The following is a 16462-nucleotide window of genomic DNA, read 5'->3' as shown; positions in this document are numbered from 1 at the left end:
TTATTACTTAATTTAAGGAAAGTGTTATGAGCGATGATGCAGCTATATTAATGCAAAACCAAAAAATTATTTTATTTGATGCGCAATGTAAGCTTTGCAGCGCGTGGTGTAACTTTATTATTGCTCACGATAAAACTACTATTTTTAAATTATGCAGCGTGCAATCTCCAAAAGGAGAACTGTTGTTAACACACTTTGGTTTTTCAACCAGTGAATACGCTTCAATGGTGCTTGTTGAAAATGGTAAAGCATTTACACAAAGCCATGCTTTTTTTAATGTTGTTAAGCAGCTAGGTTACCCATACAAACTAGCAAACGTATTTAGTATTTTGCCAAATAGGTTTAATAATTGGTTATACGATAGGGTTGCTTTAAATAGGTATTCGTTATTTGGAAAATATCAGTATTGCAGAGTACCCAACCCAGAGGATGCAAAACATTATTTATAATTGGCTAAGTTAACTTAGCTATAAGTAGATGCTAGGTTTAGGTGGCTGTGCTAAAATCGCCGCGTTTTAAATTATCAGGGCTTTGAAATGGCAAGTACAGCGCACGCACTCCACATATTGGTTAAACACAAAGAAATAGCAGAAGACATTATTAAGCAATTAGGTAAAGGTGCCAAGTTTCAAACCTTAGCTAAAAAATACTCGTCGTGCCCATCAGGTAAAAAAGGCGGTGACTTAGGTGAGTTTAGACGCGGGCAAATGGTTCCACAGTTTGACAAAATAGCCTTTAATGGCGCAATTTTAGAGCCACATTTAGTTAAAACCAAATTTGGCTGGCATGTAATTAAAGTGCTTTATCGTACTTAATAAGCTCGCTGACAAATACTAAAAAGGCTGCACACTGCAGCCTTTAAGATATAATCTTACCCGATTATTAATTATCCAAATTAAACTCAATTGTCATTTCTAAGTTTTTATCAGGTACAGCAACACCATTAACAACTTTAGGTGAGTATTGCCATTTAGATAGGGCACGTTTGGCTTCGCTATTAAACACTTGTTCAGGTTTAGCGTTAATAACTTTAATATTATTTGGGCGCCCATAACTATCTACATCATAAGACATGGTAACAAAACCTTCTGTTTTGTTACGTACCTCTGCAACAGGGTATTTAGGGGGAACTGTTGATTTTACTGTTGCGGTAGGACTGTCTTGAAGTGGAGTTGTAGTACAGCCAGTAATGATTAGAGCGGCAATTATAGACAGTAAGTATTTCATTATAATTCCTTTTATTATTTAGTTAGTACCCTTTTTTACACTAAAAGACCAGTCATGTAAAATAATCCGCTTAGTTATCAAGCCCATTATTTAACCTGAATTAAGGTTATTTAATAAACATCCAGATACCCGCCGCAATCATAAACAGGTTTTCGGTTAGAGAGACAAACCCCAGCGGTACATTACTATCTCCGCCAACACAGGCACATTTAAGCTCTCGTTTGTCTATGTAAACAGCCTTAATCACCGACACGGCGCCAACACCCCCAATAAATAAAGAAATTGGTGCAACAATATAAGCTGAAAGCCCTGCAATCATGCCAATACTTACAAATGCTTCTAAAAATGGATACACATAAGCATATCTCACTACTTTCATCGCAAATAAATCATAGGTTATAAAAGAATTACTAAAGCTGTATAAGTCGCGTAATTTTTGAATAGCCAGTACGCCCATTGTTAACGCGACAAACAGCATAACTGTATGCATAGAAAAAAGTGCAAAGCCAGTCGAGTAGCTAAATGCAAAGGCAAGCAATAAGGTAACAGCAAAAATGGCCGTTACGGGAGTATAAGTAGTACCTTGTTGGCCAGGCTCCGATTTATTAAAGTAAGTGCGCAGGTCGTCATACCCGCCAATGCGTTCGTTATCGATAAATGTTTGTGGTGTGGTATCAACATTGTGCTTTTGTTGAAATGCATCGGTTTCTTCGCGCGAAGTCAGCGGCTTATCATCTACCTTATAGCCCTTTCGCTTAAGTAAATCTTTTGATTTGAGTCCAAACGGACATATATGTTCATCGGTTGCCATTCTATATAATGTTGCTGACTTAGCCATGTGTACTCCTTACTTTAAATAGTTAATTTATTTGTGCAGACAGTACAAATGTAGGTTTCAACATTGTTGGTCGCTTTGAAAAAAGGGTCTAAATAAATGTAATTTTTACCTATCATTCGCACAAAATTATCTCACAGAGCATGTAATAATTTTCTTTGCTAATAATGCACTTATAATGCCAGTGTAAAAATCTATTCGTGTAATGTTAATTGTGGCAAAGGAACAAATAGTAGATATGTTCCTATATTAGAAATTAACCATAAGCAATATCAACTACCTATTATTATGAAAAATACAGTCACGTTAATAAAATCTAAAGGTGTAGGGATAGGAGCTATCGCTATATTAGCAGGGCTCGTTTTAGCGTTAGGGGAGATAATACTGCCAATTAGCTGCTTAGCCAGTTTGTATATAGTTTATAAATATTTTCGATTGGCTAGGGTTATTAAAATAAACTTAATAACAGAGCAGGTAACAATAAATAATAAATCCCTCATAGGCTTTTTAGAAATATCGATTAAGACTTTCGAAAATACGCATCGCTGCGCGTTAATAATTAAAAATACTGAGGAGGAAATACTCAAGTCAGGGGCGCTCTATTACTGCGCTAGTAAGGATTGCTTAATCACTACAGCGGCGAATATGTGCATATTACAGTTGAGAACCAATAGGGCTAAAATGTGCAGTCTTATTTAGTTTTAAACTTGTCTTGTCCTGAAATGTGTAAACAGATTTCAGGACAAGACACTTTGAAAGAGATTGGTGACTATTTTCAATTGCACTATTCTCGTGTAAGTAAAATAGTGTCAAAAAGAAAGACCTGACCACCCTATTTACACAAGCCTTGGGCAACACTTTGCAAGCATTTGATAATTATTCTGGTAACATTGAATTTCGTAAAGTGCAACAGAAGTTTCAAACTGGCAGTAGTTTAAAACCAACGTTTGACGTGACAAATTACACCATTGGAAGTATCAAGTTATGAGCCATTTAAAGTACCACAATGACCATTATAAATTAGTGAATTTGCAAAATGCTTTTCAAATTCATTTAGAACGCTATGAGGACAAATGGTTTCGTTACTTGGAGAAGGAACCATCATTTTACAAGGCACCTCAAGCACGGTTAAGTTCAGATGCAATGAGTTGTATACGTGTTAGCTTTACTGCACAAAAAGCAGAAAAAGGGCTTGAGGGCGTGCCTATTATGCGCTTTGGCCTAGATTTATTGCATGCGCATTATAATTTAGTGTCAAACCCCGGGCAGCGCCATATTTTTACTTTAAAAGATCACGTATTTCGCTTAGAAGGTCGTGCTGAACATCGCTTAATCATGGTTGATGATTGGTTACTGCAATTAAGTTTAGCCCTGTGTTTAAGAGATGCTGATGCGACTGAGCTAATCTGTCGATGCGAAGAAAGTTGGCTTGAGTACCCTGACGCCCTTGACTTCGCACTCCTAAATTTTGTGCGAAATATATTTGTACAAGACGCAGACCAAACAGTGTTATTACGCGAGGTAATGGAAAAATCAGGCCCTGAGCATGTTGATGAATTTAGAGCGCCTTATGTGAACATGCTTTTCTTGCCTTATTTGGATGTGTGGGTAGCGCTTTTATCAAACGATGAAGCTCATTATAAACGGGCAATCTACAAGGCTATTGAATTACATTATACATTCTACAATGACCCACCTGAGGGCGCAGTTACGTGGACAGGCGATGTAGCTCTGCTAATAAGCGCAGTGGCTAGCCTTGCCTATGATAAACATGGTTGGCAAGTGCCCGACACCCCTTACCTGCCAAAGTGGCTAATTTATAAAGAGTTTGAAAATGCTTAAATTAGCATTGTTTGGCTACGAGGCTGCATATTGCAGCCTTTAATTTTGCTAGCTAACTAAGCGTCTTGCTTAGCCTCTTCTTCACTAATTTGTTTTAGTGCCTGAATAAACGAGTCGCTTGGTTGTCCGCCACTGATTGCATATTTATCGTTGATAATAAATGTAGGGACTGAGGTAATACCGAGTTGCTTAAAGCGGTCTTGCTCTTGTCGTACTGTTTGAACGTATTTATCTGAGTGTAAAATACTGCGGGCCTGTTCTTTATCAAGGCCAACACTTTCTACTACATCAAGCAGTGCCTCTTCTTGATTTAAGTATTTTAAATCGGTGAAGTGTGCTTCAAAAAAGGCGAGTTTTAGCTTCGTTTGCTTATCTTCTTCACGCGCCCAAGTAAGTAGGCGGTGTAAATCAAAGCTGTTGATCATGATGCGCTCACCATCAAAATTAAAGGTAAACCCGGCACGCTGACCTGCTTCGAACATGTTTTTACGATTTTCATCGCCTTGCTCTTCGCTTAGGTTGTACTTTTGCATTAAGTGTTCGTTTAAGTCTTGACCTTCAATTGGCATATCTGGGTTTAGTTCAAAAGGATGCCACGTAATATCTGCGCTCATTTCGTCTTTGAGTTGCTCTAGTGCAGTTTCTAGATTTTTATAACCCACTACACACCAAGGGCACATTACGTCTGAAACGATATCAATTTTAAAGTTTTTCATATTTATCCTTTTGAGGATTGCTTTGGTATAACAGGGGATATTGGGATGAACTGCACTTTATCAATACCAAACTAAAAAGAGCAGCTAAGCAGCTGCTCTTGAAGGTATTCAGTTTTAAGCGTTAAGGCCAAATGGGTCGTCAATACTATAACTTGGTTGTGTAAACCAATGAGGGCCGTTGTCGGTCATGTAAAAATGATCCTCTAAACGCACGCCAAATTCATCGGGTATAACTAACATTGGCTCGTTACTAAAGCACATGCCTGGGGCAAGTGGGGTTTTATCACCGCCAACTAAGTATGGCCATTCGTGAATATCTAGCCCAATGCCGTGGCCCGTTCGATGCGGGCAACCCGGTGTTTGGTACTGCGGACCTAGGCCTTGCGCCGCTAAATAGTTACGGGCGCCCGCGTCTACGTCTTCGCAGGTGGCACCGATTTTAGCTGCATTAAATGCCGCCATTTGCGCTGCTTTTTCATGATCCCAAAACATCCGTTGGCGCATTGTAGGTTCGCCAAATACATAGGTACGGGTAATATCAGATAGGTAATCGTGTACTTTACAGCCGGTATCAATTAATACCATATCGCCTTTTTTAAGTACTTGGGCGTTTTTAACACCGTGCGGAAAAGACGTTGCAATACCAAATAAAACAATACAAAAATAGTTACCTGGCGCGCCTACTTTTTGATGTGCTTGCTTAATAAAAGCTTCTACTTCGGTGGTGGTTATTCCCTCATAAAGCATGCTTGCTGTGGCTTGATGCACGGCTAAGGTCATATCCATCGCGCGCTGCATTAAGCTAAGCTCGTGAATTGATTTATGCATACGGCAATGCGCCGTTACAGGTTGTGCATTTATGAGGGTTAAACCCGTTTGTGCTTTATTAATGCCGTCGAATATAAAAAATTGTGCGCTTTCATCAATGCCAATGGTTGCGTTTTCATTAATGTTTAACTTTTTTAATACTTCGACAAAAAGTGCATAAGGATTTTCGTGCTCTTGCCACCCATGAATAGGCCCATCTATTACTTTAAACCCGTTTAGTGAACCAATTTCGAAATAAGGCGCAATGTATTGTACTCCACCAAGGGCGGGTAATATCGCGCCAACCATACGTTCGCTCGCGTACCATTTCATGCCTGTAAAGTAGGTAAGGTTGGTGCCAGCGTTTAAATAAATTGCATCTATGTTGTTTGCTAGCATATACGCTTGAGCCTTGGCTATGCGCTCTAAATGTTCGTCAGCTGCGATAGGGGTCAGCGTTTGCATCATGTTACTTAGGCTTGCCAGCGCTTGCTCGCTTGATTGTGTACCAATACCGATGGTGGTCATATTTTTCTCCTTGGATTTTTAGCTAGTGTGATTAATACCAAGGTAAAATTCAATGTTATGCGATAAGAGGCTATTAGTTTATAGCCTCTTAAAATGGCATATTATTTTTTAGCGTAAGGTAAACGCGTGAGTTTATTACTTGTGTGGTAGCTATCAAGCCCGGTTACTGCCACCGTTTCAATAGCCTGTAAATCTAAAAAGCCATCACTTTGAAGTGCTACTTCATCTAAATACACATCAGTGATTTCACCTATTACAAGCTCTGTGCCATTGATGGCTAAATGTTGGTTTTCTACAAATTTAACCGAGTACTTTAAGCGGCTTTCTTTAACAAAAGGCGCTGCAAAGTCATTTAAATATTCGGGCGTTAAACCTGTCGTCGCAAATTCCGACTCGCCTTTGTCGTAGCGGGCTGATGTTTGATGAGCTTGCTTATAAATAGCCTTATTAACCTGGTTAATGGTGTAACTACCGGTTTCGATTATGTTTTCGAACGTATGTCGAGGCACGCTATTTGGGCGCATTATCATGCCAACTAGCGGCGGGTGAGCCCCTAAATGAATAACAGAGCTAACAATGGCGAGATTAGTATTGCCTTGTGTGTCTTGCGTGCCAATTAAGTTGGCGCTTTTAAAACCCGAAAGCGAATTAATTAAATGAGTACGAGTGTGTTTTTCAAGTGCGTTTATGCGCTCTTTAGTAAAATGCATTAAAGGTCCTTACCACGGTATGGTTTCGCCTTGCCAATCTAAGTAGGCAGGCTCACCATTGAGTTCTAAATGAAGGTTATTAAAAGTAAGTGTAAATAGCTGCTTAGCTACAAATTCAGCTGTAAAGAGTTTTCCAGCGGGTACGTTTTTTTGAAATGGCTTTGAAAGCGCGGTATCAGTAGTCCCTGGGTGAAATAAAACGAGCTTGGTATTTTTAGCTCGGCGTGAAAGCTCAATCGCTGCGGTTTTAAATAGCATGTTAAGAGCAGCCTTAGAGGCGCGATACGTATACCAACCGCCTAATTTATTGTCGTTAATGCTGCCCACACGCGCACTGAGTGCTGTAATAGTACAGTGCGTTTTATGTGTTAAGAGCGGCAAAATACTCTGCAAGCAAAGTAGGGGAGTTAGGGTGTTTGAATTGAGAAGTTGGCTAAAATACTCAGCGTCTAAATCCTCCAGCTTTTTTTCGGGCATATGGGTTTCGTTGTGCAGTGTACCATTGAATATAATAACTTGTTGTATATCGGCACTTTGCTCTTTTAGGTAATTAGTAACGCGCGCTAAACTTTGTTTTGTGTAGTCAGTATGCAGGTGGACAACACTTGAGTCAGATTCAATACTTTTTGAACTAATACAAACTATCTGATGAGTAGGCGTGTTTATTTGTAGATGTTCTATATATGCATTTGCTATGGCACTGCTTGCGCCGAATAAAACAATGGTTTTCATTTATCACCTTTTGCTTTTAGTCCACATTCGCCGTTACTGCACTGAGTATTTGGCATTAAAAAGCGACTGATGGGGTGCCTATACTTAGCAAATAACAGGTATCCGCAGTCAGCGAAAAAGCGGATTATTGGCAAGCGAAAAATTTTCAACCAGCTATGTTTACCCACAATTTTCCATGCTTCGTACGTTACATCAAGCCCGTAAATCATTTCACCTGATTGCTTTTGGGCTTGCAGGTAGTTCATTGCTTTGTCTTTATCAATATACGGGTAGCGTTCACTAAAGTCGCTCGCGTTAAGATCTTCAAGCGTAATTAGATTTTTAGAGTCTGCGTGTTTTAGTTGCTGCATTTCGGTGCTGCAAAGAGGGCAGTTTCCATCGTAAAAAATGATCATGTAATCGCTTTGTGATTATTTTATATATACTTTTTTACGACAAGACATTGCAAATGGATCTATTAAATTTCTCTTCATGATGATATTAATAGTGTCCTACGAAACAAAGGAGAATGAGAAATGAGTGAACAATATGCCGCCTTGCGAGGTAATGTAAATTTACTTGGGCAATTACTAGGACAAACTATTAAGGATGCTCAAGGCCAAGCTATTTTAGATAAAGTAGAAGAAATTCGGGCTTTATCTAAATCATCTCGCAGTGGTAATGAAGACGACAGACAAGCGCTAATAGATGTTTTACATGCGCTTAGTGATGAAGAGCTTTTGCCGGTTGCCCGTTCATTTAATCATTTTTTAAACCTTGCTAATGTAGCAGAACAATTTCATACCGTTTCGCGTTTTAATGACGTTGGCCTTGGTCAACAAAACCCTCTCACTCAAACATTAAAAACGTTAGTTACAAAAGCAGAACAAGGCCAGCTAGATAGTAATCATTTGGCCGAAACACTCTCAAAACTCCACATAAACTTAGTATTAACCGCCCACCCAACCGAGGTGACGCGCCGTACTATTATTAACAAACATGTTGAACTAAGTGATTGCTTAGCGTCATTAGAGCGAAAAGATAACTTACCGCTAGAGCGAGATGCTATTTTAAATCGTATTGAACAGCTTATTAGCCAGGCTTGGCATACCGACGACATTCGCCGCTCTCGCCCAACGCCAGTTGATGAAGCTAAATGGGGTTATGCGGTAATCGAAAACAGTCTTTGGCACGCTGTTCCGCGCTTTTTACGTGAATTTTCAGCCAATGTGAAAGAGCAATTAAGTTTAGAGCTACCAAAAGATTACAGCCCGATTGAGTTCACATCTTGGATGGGTGGAGACCGTGATGGAAATCCATTTGTAACATCGCAGGTTACAGCAGAAGTGCTTGACCACGGTCGTTGGATGGCGCTTAACTTATATATTCAAGATTTAAAAACGTTATGCGCTGAATTATCTATGTCAGATGCCAGTGATGAGCTTATTGAGTTGGCAGGTCAAGACTTTGAACCATACAGAGCGGTGATCAAAAAGCTTAAAAACCAAGTTGCAGAGACCGTGGCTCACCTGGGCGCTAAAATTAAAAATAAGCGTAGCGATTCACAAGATTTAATTACTGACATTAATCAGCTTAAGCACCCTGTAGAGGTCTGCTACCGCTCGTTATTAAAGTGTAATATGAAAGTAGTTGCTGATGGCTTATTGCTTGATTTACTGTACCGTATTAATAGCTTTGGCTTGCGTTTAGCTAAACTCGATGTGCGCCAAGACTCGTCTCGTCACAGCGATGTTTTTTCTGAGCTGACTCGTTATTTAGGTTTAGGCGACTACAACCAATGGCAAGAGCAAGATAAACAAGCTTTTTTACTTACTGAACTTAACTCTCGCAGACCGCTTATTCCAAAACATTGGCAACCAAGCCCTGATGTTCAAGAAGTGCTAGACACCTTTGACGTTATTGCTAAGCAAGACGAACAAACATTTGGCTTGTATATTATTTCGATGGCGCGAACAGCATCAGACATTTTAGCAGTACAATTATTGCTAAAAGAAAGCGGCTGTAGCTTTGATTTACCAGTAGCACCCTTGTTTGAAACACTCGACGATTTAAACGCAGGCAGTGATGTAATTACTACATTACTTGATAATGTTTGGTATCGCGGGCACATTAAAAACACCCAAAATGTAATGATTGGTTACTCTGATTCTGCTAAAGATGCCGGCATGATGGCAGCAGGTTGGGCACAGTACGAAGCAATGGATAAACTAGTGCAGCTTGCTGATGAGCGTGGTATTGAACTTATTTTATTCCACGGACGTGGTGGCACAGTAGGGCGTGGTGGCGCACCTGCTGCACAAGCGCTGCATTCACAACCGCCAGGTTCGTTAAAAGGTGGTTTACGTGTAACCGAGCAAGGCGAGATGATTCGCTTTAAATTTGGTTTACCCGATGTAGCACTGCAAAGCTTAAATATTTACGCAGGTGCAGTACTACAAAGTAACTTATTACCGCCGCCGGAACCAAAACCGCAGTGGCGCGAAGTAATGAAGCTAATAAGTGAGGAGTCGTGTGAACATTACCGTAATGTAGTTCGCCACGATGAAAACTTTGTACCTTACTTTAGAATGGCAACGCCTGAGCTTGAGTTGTCTAAGTTGCCGCTTGGCTCGCGTCCTGCAAAACGTAATCCTAATGGTGGCGTTGAAAGCCTGCGTGCTATTCCATGGATTTTTGCGTGGAGCCAAAACCGTTTAATGCTTCCTGCATGGTTAGGTGCGTTAACTGGCTTAAAAGCTGCGCTTAATAAGTACGGCGCAGAAACACTCAACGAAATGAGCCTACAGTGGCCGTTCTTTAGATCGCGCCTAGAAATGCTAGAAATGGTATTTAGTAAAGCCGATTGCTGGTTGAGTGAGCATTACGATAATGCGCTGGTGGAAGATATGTACAAACCATTGGGTGTAACACTTCGTAAAGAGCTTCAAGAAGCGATTAGCTTGGTGCAATCACTTAGCCCACAAAAAAGCCTACTCGCCGAACAACCTTGGATTAAGGAGTCGATTAGTTTACGTAATCCGTACACCGATCCACTTAACCTATTACAGGTTGAGCTTTTACGCCGTGCTCGCTCAGAGGAAAAACGAAACGAAGGTGACATTGATAATGCGTTAATGATCACGATGACAGGTATAGCTGCAGGTATGCGTAATACCGGCTAACACTTTATTTTGTTAGGTATACCTATTGGTATTAAAAGGGAGCACGCGATGTGCTCCCTTTTTTTGCGTTAAATAGGCTGGTATTTAACATCCTAACCTTTTAAACTACTTAGCCATTGAATAATTAAAAAATATTATGGCTTCAGCAACTTTTACTGTACAGCAAGATACAGCACTTACAAATTCGCACTTCACATTAAGCGTAGCGCAAACAGCGTCATTACGTAGTCAATTAAAATCACAACGTGGCATATTAAATTTTAATAATATTAAAGCGTTATGCGCGCAACTCAATGTGTCTGATGATGTATTACTACAAGGTTTAGTACCTTTAGCTTCTGAGTATGCCGTTGCGCCAGTGTCAGATTTTCATGTAGGCGCAATTGTTAAAGCACTTGATGAAAAGGGTGAGGTAAACTTTTACTTTGGTGCGAATGTAGAGTTTGATCATCAAGCATTGAGTTTAGTGGTTCATGCAGAGCAATCGGCTATAAATAACGCATGGTTAAACGGCGCTAAAAAAATAGTTAAAATTGCGATTAGCGATGCGCCTTGTGGGTATTGTCGCCAGTTTATGAACGAACTCGCTGATGCGAAAGAGTTTGATATTTTACTTCCTGATCAGCAATTTAAACTTGCTGAATTACTGCCGCATTCATTTGGACCTACCGATTTAGGTAACGAATTTAGCTTATTTAACCCAAAACCACAGCAAGGTAATTTTAGCTTTGATGGCCTTGATGAAACCCTTGCGCGTTTTGCACTTAATGCGTATGTGCCTTACAGCCAAAACTTTAGCGCCGTAAAAATAAGTACATTTAGTGATGGTGATTTTTACGGAAGTTACGCCGAAAATGCAGCTTACAGTCCAAGTTTATCGCCACTACAAAGTGCACTAAGTCAGTTTTTTTTAGCTGGGCTTAGCTTTAACGAAAGTACGGTGAAGGGAATAACATTGTTCGAAACAGCGGGTCGTGAAAACCAGTCGCAAGTGGCAAAAGCTGTACTTGCCAGTTTTACGCATTTACCAGCACTTAAAGTAATTAGCGCACCACTTAAATAGTGGCTTGCTTACAATAAAGCACAGCCGGAGCTGTGCTTTATTAAAGCGAGTCATTCTATCGAATTAAATAACTCACTCACTAACTGCTATAACCTGTATTAATCAAGTAATACTTTAGCTGCTTCTAATACTACTGCTACAGATTTACGCTCAATTTCACCGTGGTCTACATTTGGTATTTCTTGGCGGGTACGATTAACAAGTACGCCTGCTACACATGCTGCTTGTAATCCAAGGGCTGCACACATAGTAAATAATGTTGCCGATTCCATTTCGTAGTTCATCACGCCCAATTTTTGCCACTCTTCGCAGCTACCTTGTAGTGATTTAGGAACGTAACCAGAGTGCGTATCGTAACGCTCTTGCCCTGGGTAGAATGTATCGCTTGATGCAGTAATACCAATATGAAAATCGATATTTAGGTTTTTACATGCTTGTACCATAGCTTGTGTTGCATAAAAGTCAGATACAGCAGGGTAGCTAAGTGGTGCAAAATGTTGGCTTGCACCGTCTAAGCGTACAGACGCTTGGCTAATTAAAATTTCGCCTTCGTTAATGTGTGGCTGAATTGCACCGGTTGTACCAATACGTAAAAATTTACGCACGCCAAGTTGTGCTAATTCTTCTACTGCAATCGACGTAGATGGACCACCAATACCTGTAGAACATACAACCACAGAGTGGCCGTTTAATTGACCTAAATAAACATGAAACTCGCGAGTTTGAGCAAGGCAGGTTGGGTTGTCTAGGAATTGTGAAATACGTGCTGCACGATCTGGATCGCCCGGTACAATCGCAAGTTTTGCACCTTTAAGATCGTCAATACATAGTCCTAAGTGAAATACCTTTTCCATAGCTAAGCCTTTTATAATAATTTGTTGTCAATCTAGCATGATTGCTAGAAACGTTTATCAAGTACAGGACGATTGTCCGTTTTGTCTTAACTCTTCCAATAAAGCCTTAATAATTTTAAGGGCTAATTTGATTTATTCACCAACTATGAATATTCACTCAAGTACTTATATACGTAGCCTTGTTGCGCTGTTGACATGTTCAAGCAGACATAATAAGTATCACTCAAGCGCGTAACTACGATTAAATGGATGATTACAGATTTTAATTAATATCAAATAAATTCAATGACTTAAGTTTTTAGTGAACACGTAAAAACTAACGTGTTTACTTATATTAAGCACTGACTTATTTAGCAAAGTGGCATTTATTTGAAGTTTAGGCATTTTTAGTGATTTTGCATAACTACTCAAAAGTAATTAGCTACGTACAGAATAAAAACCGAAGGAGTTTATTATGAGCACACAATTTGAAGCATTTAAAAACAAAGTTGAGCACTGTTTGTGCGCACCGGGCGATGGCGTATACACAGTAAATACTGCAAAAGAGCGCAAAGCCGCACTGCGTAATAAACTTTACGGACAAACTGAAAACGTTGATAACTTGTGGCGCGAGTCTTTAAACGAATTACCAAACTCACCACATAAAGCCGTTATGTTAGGTATTAGTTCAGACTGTGGCGGTGGGATATTACGCGGAGCAAACTGGGGGCCACTGTTTGTGCGCTCAGCTTTAATTGATCAGCAACCTCAGTGTCATTCGTTTGATTTAGGTGATGTACGTGTAATCCCACATTTACTTCATGACAAATACCTAAATGATGCAACCATTTCTAATTGCCAAAAAGCCTTATATGGTGATGAAGATAACGATTATTACGTAAGCCCGTTATCAATCACTGAAGATGTGTGCGACAGTTTTTACGCAACGTTTAAAGATAAAGGATTATTTGGTATTGGTGGCGATCACTCAATTAGTTACCCACTTACTAAAGCGTACTTAAAAGCAAAACGTGAGCAAGGTAAGCGCACGGCTATTATTCACTTTGACGCGCATACCGATTTACTTGTGGAGCGCTTAGGTATTGATTTATGTTTTGGCTCGTGGTGTACACATATACTAGAGTTTTTACCGGCGCCGCATCATTTAATACAATTTGGTATTCGCTCAAGTGGCAAGCCTAAAGCGCATTGGGAAAATACTTTTGGTGTTAAACAGCACTGGGCACATGAAATCATTGAACGCGGCGCAGCAGCGGTTGCTGCCGACGCTATTGCACAGTTAAAAGCCGATAACGTTGATGAAATATACGTAAGCTTTGATATTGATGCACTTGATGCAGAGTTTGCATCTGCCACAGGTACGCCAGAGCATCACGGTTTAACGCCTCAGCATGCGCTTGATATTTTATCAGCCATTGCGGATGAGTTTCCTATTACGGGTGCAGATATTATGGAGATAGCGCCATTTACCGACAGCTCTTTAGTTGGCCAATCAAGCTCAGAAACGACACTTAGAGAAGGCGCTAAAATTTCAGCCTTTTTAATTAGTGCAATGAACAAGTAAGCTGTAGAAGCTATAAATACTAGCACTATCAGCGTATAAGTGTGCATCACATGACTAAAAACTAGCAGTTCATAAAGCCTCAGCTATATTTATTAAATACATATAATGAGTTAGTTGAGGCCTCGCTAGATGAAATTGTTGATCTTTTTATTGTTCGTTAGCTGTATTAAAGTTGATGCAGCTGAAATTACAATAGTAACGGAAGTATTTCCGGACTTTCAGTATATTAATGAAGATAACAAACTCGTTGGCCGCTCTGTCGAAAAAGTTCATAAAGCGCTAGAAGGTACAGGTATAAACTACACTATGTTGGCGCATAGTTGGGCCATATCCTACAATGCAGCGCTACGCGATAAAAACACCTGTATATTTTCGATTGTTCGATTACCTAATAGAGAAAGTAAGTTTAACTGGGTAGGCGAACTGGAAAGCTTTGACTCTGCCATTTATGGTCTAAAATCCAGAGGTATAAAGTTAAACACACTCAATGATGCTAAAAAATACAAAATAGCAGTACTGCGTGATAACTTTAGTCATCATTATTTGCTTGAAAGGGGCTTTAGTGAAAGCAAGCATTTATTACTCATCGATAGCCTAGATAAAATAGATAAACTCATAAGCACTCGTCACCATATACTTGATTTTGTTATCCTCAACAAAAAGCAATTTAACTATCGAGTTAAAACAGAGCCTAAGCTTGAGTTACTAGAACCATTACTTGATTTAAACACAACTCAGTCTCCGTTATTTTTTGCCTGTAATATAAATATGGATCCGGCTTTAGTTTCTCAATTAAAAGTTGCCTTTAATAAAATTTAAGCACTTTAAACTCACTGTTTTACCTCTTAAATAATTGAAAATTAATAGCTTAAATATATTTCGTAAATATAAATTGCTGCGTTTAAAAAACCGATTATAATCCAGCTGCTTTTTGTTTAAAAAAGCGCTAACTTATTGGAGCGTTAAATGGGTGATTTAATCGGGATTAGCTTATTGATCTTGATCAGTGCGTTGTTTGCTATGTCAGAAATAGCAATTGCAGCGTCGCGTAAAATAAAACTGCGGGTAATGGCAGATGAAGGAAATATAAAAGCAGCAGCGGTATTAAAGCTACAAGAAAATCCAGGGGCTTTTTTTGCCATGATCCAAATTGCACTCAACGCGATTGCGATTTTGGGTGGTATTGTGGGCGAGCAGGCTTTATCGCCTTATGTTGAAAGTGTTTTAGTGCTTTTTTATCAAGGTGCACACTTAGAAAAAATTAGCTTTTTATTCTCATTTTTTACTATTACATCTCTGTTTATCTTGTTCGCCGATTTAATGCCAAAACGTTTAGCGATGATCATGCCAGAAGCTGTCGCTGTTAGAGTCGTTACAATAATGCGCTGGGTAACCTTTGCCTTAACTCCGCTAGTGATGTTTTTTAATGGGGTAACTAACTTTGTGCTGCGCTTATTTAAAGTGCCCGCTGAGCGAGAAGACAACGTTACAACTGAGGACATTGTTGCCATGATGGAAGCGGGTGCTGCATATGGTAGTTTGCAAAAGCAAGAGTATGAACTCATTGGTAATGTGTTTGACCTAGAAGCGCGGTTTTTATCAAGCGTAATGACGCCACGCGACCAAATTGTCTATTTTGATTTAAACGAATCTAGCCATGATATTGCGACCAAAATTATTGACCACCCTCATAATCACTTTTTAGTAGTGTCAGGAAATTTAGATAAATTGCATGGCTCTGTTGAATCTAAAGATATTTTACGACAAGTACTAAAAGGCGAAGCCGCCAATATAAACGATGAGCTGATTGATAAAGATGTTTTTTACTTACCGGAAACATTAAGCCTATCAGAAGCCTTAAATGCGTTTAAAAGCGCAGCAAAGCCATTTGCTGTTGTCGTAAACGAATACGCGCTTTCGGTAGGTATTGTAACGGTTAAAGACTTAATGAAAGGGTTTATGGGGGATTTAATTACTCATCAAGGTGATGAATTAATTATAGAGCGCGATAAAAATTCATGGCTTGTAGATGGGTTAACTCCAATTACCGATTTAGCAAAGGTACTTGATATAGAAGAATTTCCTGATCAGATGCACTATGAAACTGTCGCTGGATTTTTAATTTACAGTATGAAGCGAATCCCTAAACGTGCAGAGCATTTAACTTTTTCAGGCTTTAAGTTTGAAGTTGTTGATGTAGAGGGAATTAGGGTAGAGCAGTTGTTAGTTTCAAGAGTTATTAATCCACAGAACGACAACCCCCTTTAAAAAAGTAAGATAGTCGTTTATATAAATAGCCAAGCTGTTTTTGCTTGGCTTTTTTGTGCCTATTTAAAAGTTCTGTGCTTAAAATGAGTGGTTATTTCAATCTGTTTAATTGCTTTATTTTCAAACAGCTTTGATTCTATTTTCATCAAATTAAC

Annotated in this window: 17 protein-coding genes; 8 read left to right on the top strand and 9 right to left on the bottom strand. The window is 39.4% G+C overall.

The genetic code is table 11. The features are described from left to right. Positions 1–26 precede the first annotated feature (26 nt). Both H5092_RS08430 and H5092_RS08425 read left to right on the top strand, forming a co-directional pair. Complete coding sequence (locus tag H5092_RS08430) at positions 27–449, top strand: thiol-disulfide oxidoreductase DCC family protein (protein ID WP_182692720.1); 423 nt, start codon at positions 27–29, stop codon at positions 447–449. An 87-nt stretch (positions 450–536) separates the two neighbouring features. Next, positions 537–815, top strand: a complete 279-nt coding sequence (locus H5092_RS08425) for a peptidylprolyl isomerase (protein WP_004588770.1) — start codon at positions 537–539, stop codon at positions 813–815. 67 nt (positions 816–882) lie between these two features. On the opposite strand, the gene H5092_RS08420 is transcribed toward H5092_RS08425, so the two are convergent. From H5092_RS08420 to H5092_RS20680, 3 genes are all read right to left on the bottom strand, one after another. Then, entirely contained in the window at positions 883–1227 is a 345-nt protein-coding gene (locus H5092_RS08420; protein WP_029771693.1) for a TonB family protein, read from the bottom strand. Between the two features lie 106 nt (positions 1228–1333). Then, on the bottom strand, positions 1334–2065 hold the full coding sequence (locus H5092_RS08415) for a MauE/DoxX family redox-associated membrane protein (RefSeq protein WP_154902917.1): 732 nt from the start codon (positions 2063–2065) through the stop codon (positions 1334–1336). A 979-nt stretch (positions 2066–3044) separates the two neighbouring features. Next, positions 3045–3167 (bottom strand): hypothetical protein, encoded by a 123-nt coding sequence (locus H5092_RS20680; protein ID WP_259397865.1) that lies wholly within the window; start codon positions 3165–3167, stop codon positions 3045–3047. Positions 3168–3205: 38 nt separating this feature from the next. Here H5092_RS20680 and H5092_RS08410 point away from each other — a divergent pair, with 38 nt between their 5' ends. Further along, the gene (locus H5092_RS08410) at positions 3206–3904 is read left to right on the top strand and encodes an immunity 49 family protein (protein WP_182733305.1); all 699 of its coding nucleotides are present in this window, start codon (positions 3206–3208) and stop codon (positions 3902–3904) included. Between the two features lie 56 nt (positions 3905–3960). Here the strand turns inward: H5092_RS08410 and H5092_RS08405 are convergent, their stop codons facing one another. From H5092_RS08405 to H5092_RS08385, 5 genes are all read right to left on the bottom strand, one after another. Next, a complete protein-coding gene (locus H5092_RS08405) occupies positions 3961–4620 on the bottom strand; it encodes a DsbA family oxidoreductase (protein ID WP_182733304.1) in 660 nt (219 codons plus the stop codon). A 114-nt stretch (positions 4621–4734) separates the two neighbouring features. Then, positions 4735–5955, bottom strand: coding sequence for a Xaa-Pro peptidase family protein (locus H5092_RS08400; protein WP_182733303.1), 1221 nt, complete (start codon positions 5953–5955; stop codon positions 4735–4737). Positions 5956–6056: 101 nt separating this feature from the next. Then, a complete protein-coding gene (locus H5092_RS08395) occupies positions 6057–6665 on the bottom strand; it encodes a flavin reductase family protein (protein WP_182733302.1) in 609 nt (202 codons plus the stop codon). A gap of 9 nt (positions 6666–6674) precedes the next feature. Continuing rightward, a complete protein-coding gene (locus H5092_RS08390; protein ID WP_154902913.1) occupies positions 6675–7397 on the bottom strand; it encodes an SDR family NAD(P)-dependent oxidoreductase in 723 nt (240 codons plus the stop codon). Next, the gene (locus H5092_RS08385) at positions 7394–7792 is read right to left on the bottom strand and encodes a thiol-disulfide oxidoreductase DCC family protein (RefSeq protein WP_154902912.1); all 399 of its coding nucleotides are present in this window, start codon (positions 7790–7792) and stop codon (positions 7394–7396) included. Before H5092_RS08385 ends, H5092_RS08390 begins: the two co-directional genes overlap by 4 nt. 120 nt (positions 7793–7912) lie before the next feature. On the opposite strand from H5092_RS08385, the gene ppc reads away from it, so the two are divergent. Next, on the top strand, positions 7913–10558 hold the full coding sequence (gene ppc, locus H5092_RS08380) for a phosphoenolpyruvate carboxylase (protein WP_002959021.1): 2646 nt from the start codon (positions 7913–7915) through the stop codon (positions 10556–10558). 136 nt (positions 10559–10694) lie between these two features. After that, the gene (gene cdd, locus H5092_RS08375) at positions 10695–11621 is read left to right on the top strand and encodes a cytidine deaminase (RefSeq protein WP_182733301.1); all 927 of its coding nucleotides are present in this window, start codon (positions 10695–10697) and stop codon (positions 11619–11621) included. 98 nt (positions 11622–11719) lie between these two features. On the opposite strand, the gene udp is transcribed toward cdd, so the two are convergent. Then, entirely contained in the window at positions 11720–12475 is a 756-nt protein-coding gene (udp, locus tag H5092_RS08370) for a uridine phosphorylase (protein WP_007582384.1), read from the bottom strand. A 454-nt stretch (positions 12476–12929) separates the two neighbouring features. Between udp and H5092_RS08365 the strand changes: the two genes are divergently transcribed. The 3 genes from H5092_RS08365 (at position 12930) to H5092_RS08355 (ending at position 16307) form a co-directional block, all read left to right on the top strand. Continuing rightward, complete coding sequence (locus tag H5092_RS08365) at positions 12930–14039, top strand: arginase family protein (RefSeq protein ID WP_182733300.1); 1110 nt, start codon at positions 12930–12932, stop codon at positions 14037–14039. A 129-nt stretch (positions 14040–14168) separates the two neighbouring features. Then, positions 14169–14858: a transporter substrate-binding domain-containing protein gene (locus H5092_RS08360; RefSeq protein ID WP_182733299.1), complete on the top strand. Its 690-nt coding sequence runs from the start codon at positions 14169–14171 to the stop codon at positions 14856–14858. A gap of 147 nt (positions 14859–15005) precedes the next feature. Beyond that, positions 15006–16307, top strand: coding sequence for a hemolysin family protein (locus tag H5092_RS08355; RefSeq protein WP_002959027.1), 1302 nt, complete (start codon positions 15006–15008; stop codon positions 16305–16307). Positions 16308–16462: the final 155 nt, after the last annotated feature.

The organism is Pseudoalteromonas sp. SR41-7 (genome assembly GCF_014163935.1).
GTDB classification, from domain to species: domain Bacteria; phylum Pseudomonadota; class Gammaproteobacteria; order Enterobacterales; family Alteromonadaceae; genus Pseudoalteromonas; species Pseudoalteromonas distincta.
The sequence above is the reverse complement of the archived record's forward strand: the minus strand, read 5'-3'. Positions and strand labels throughout refer to the sequence as shown.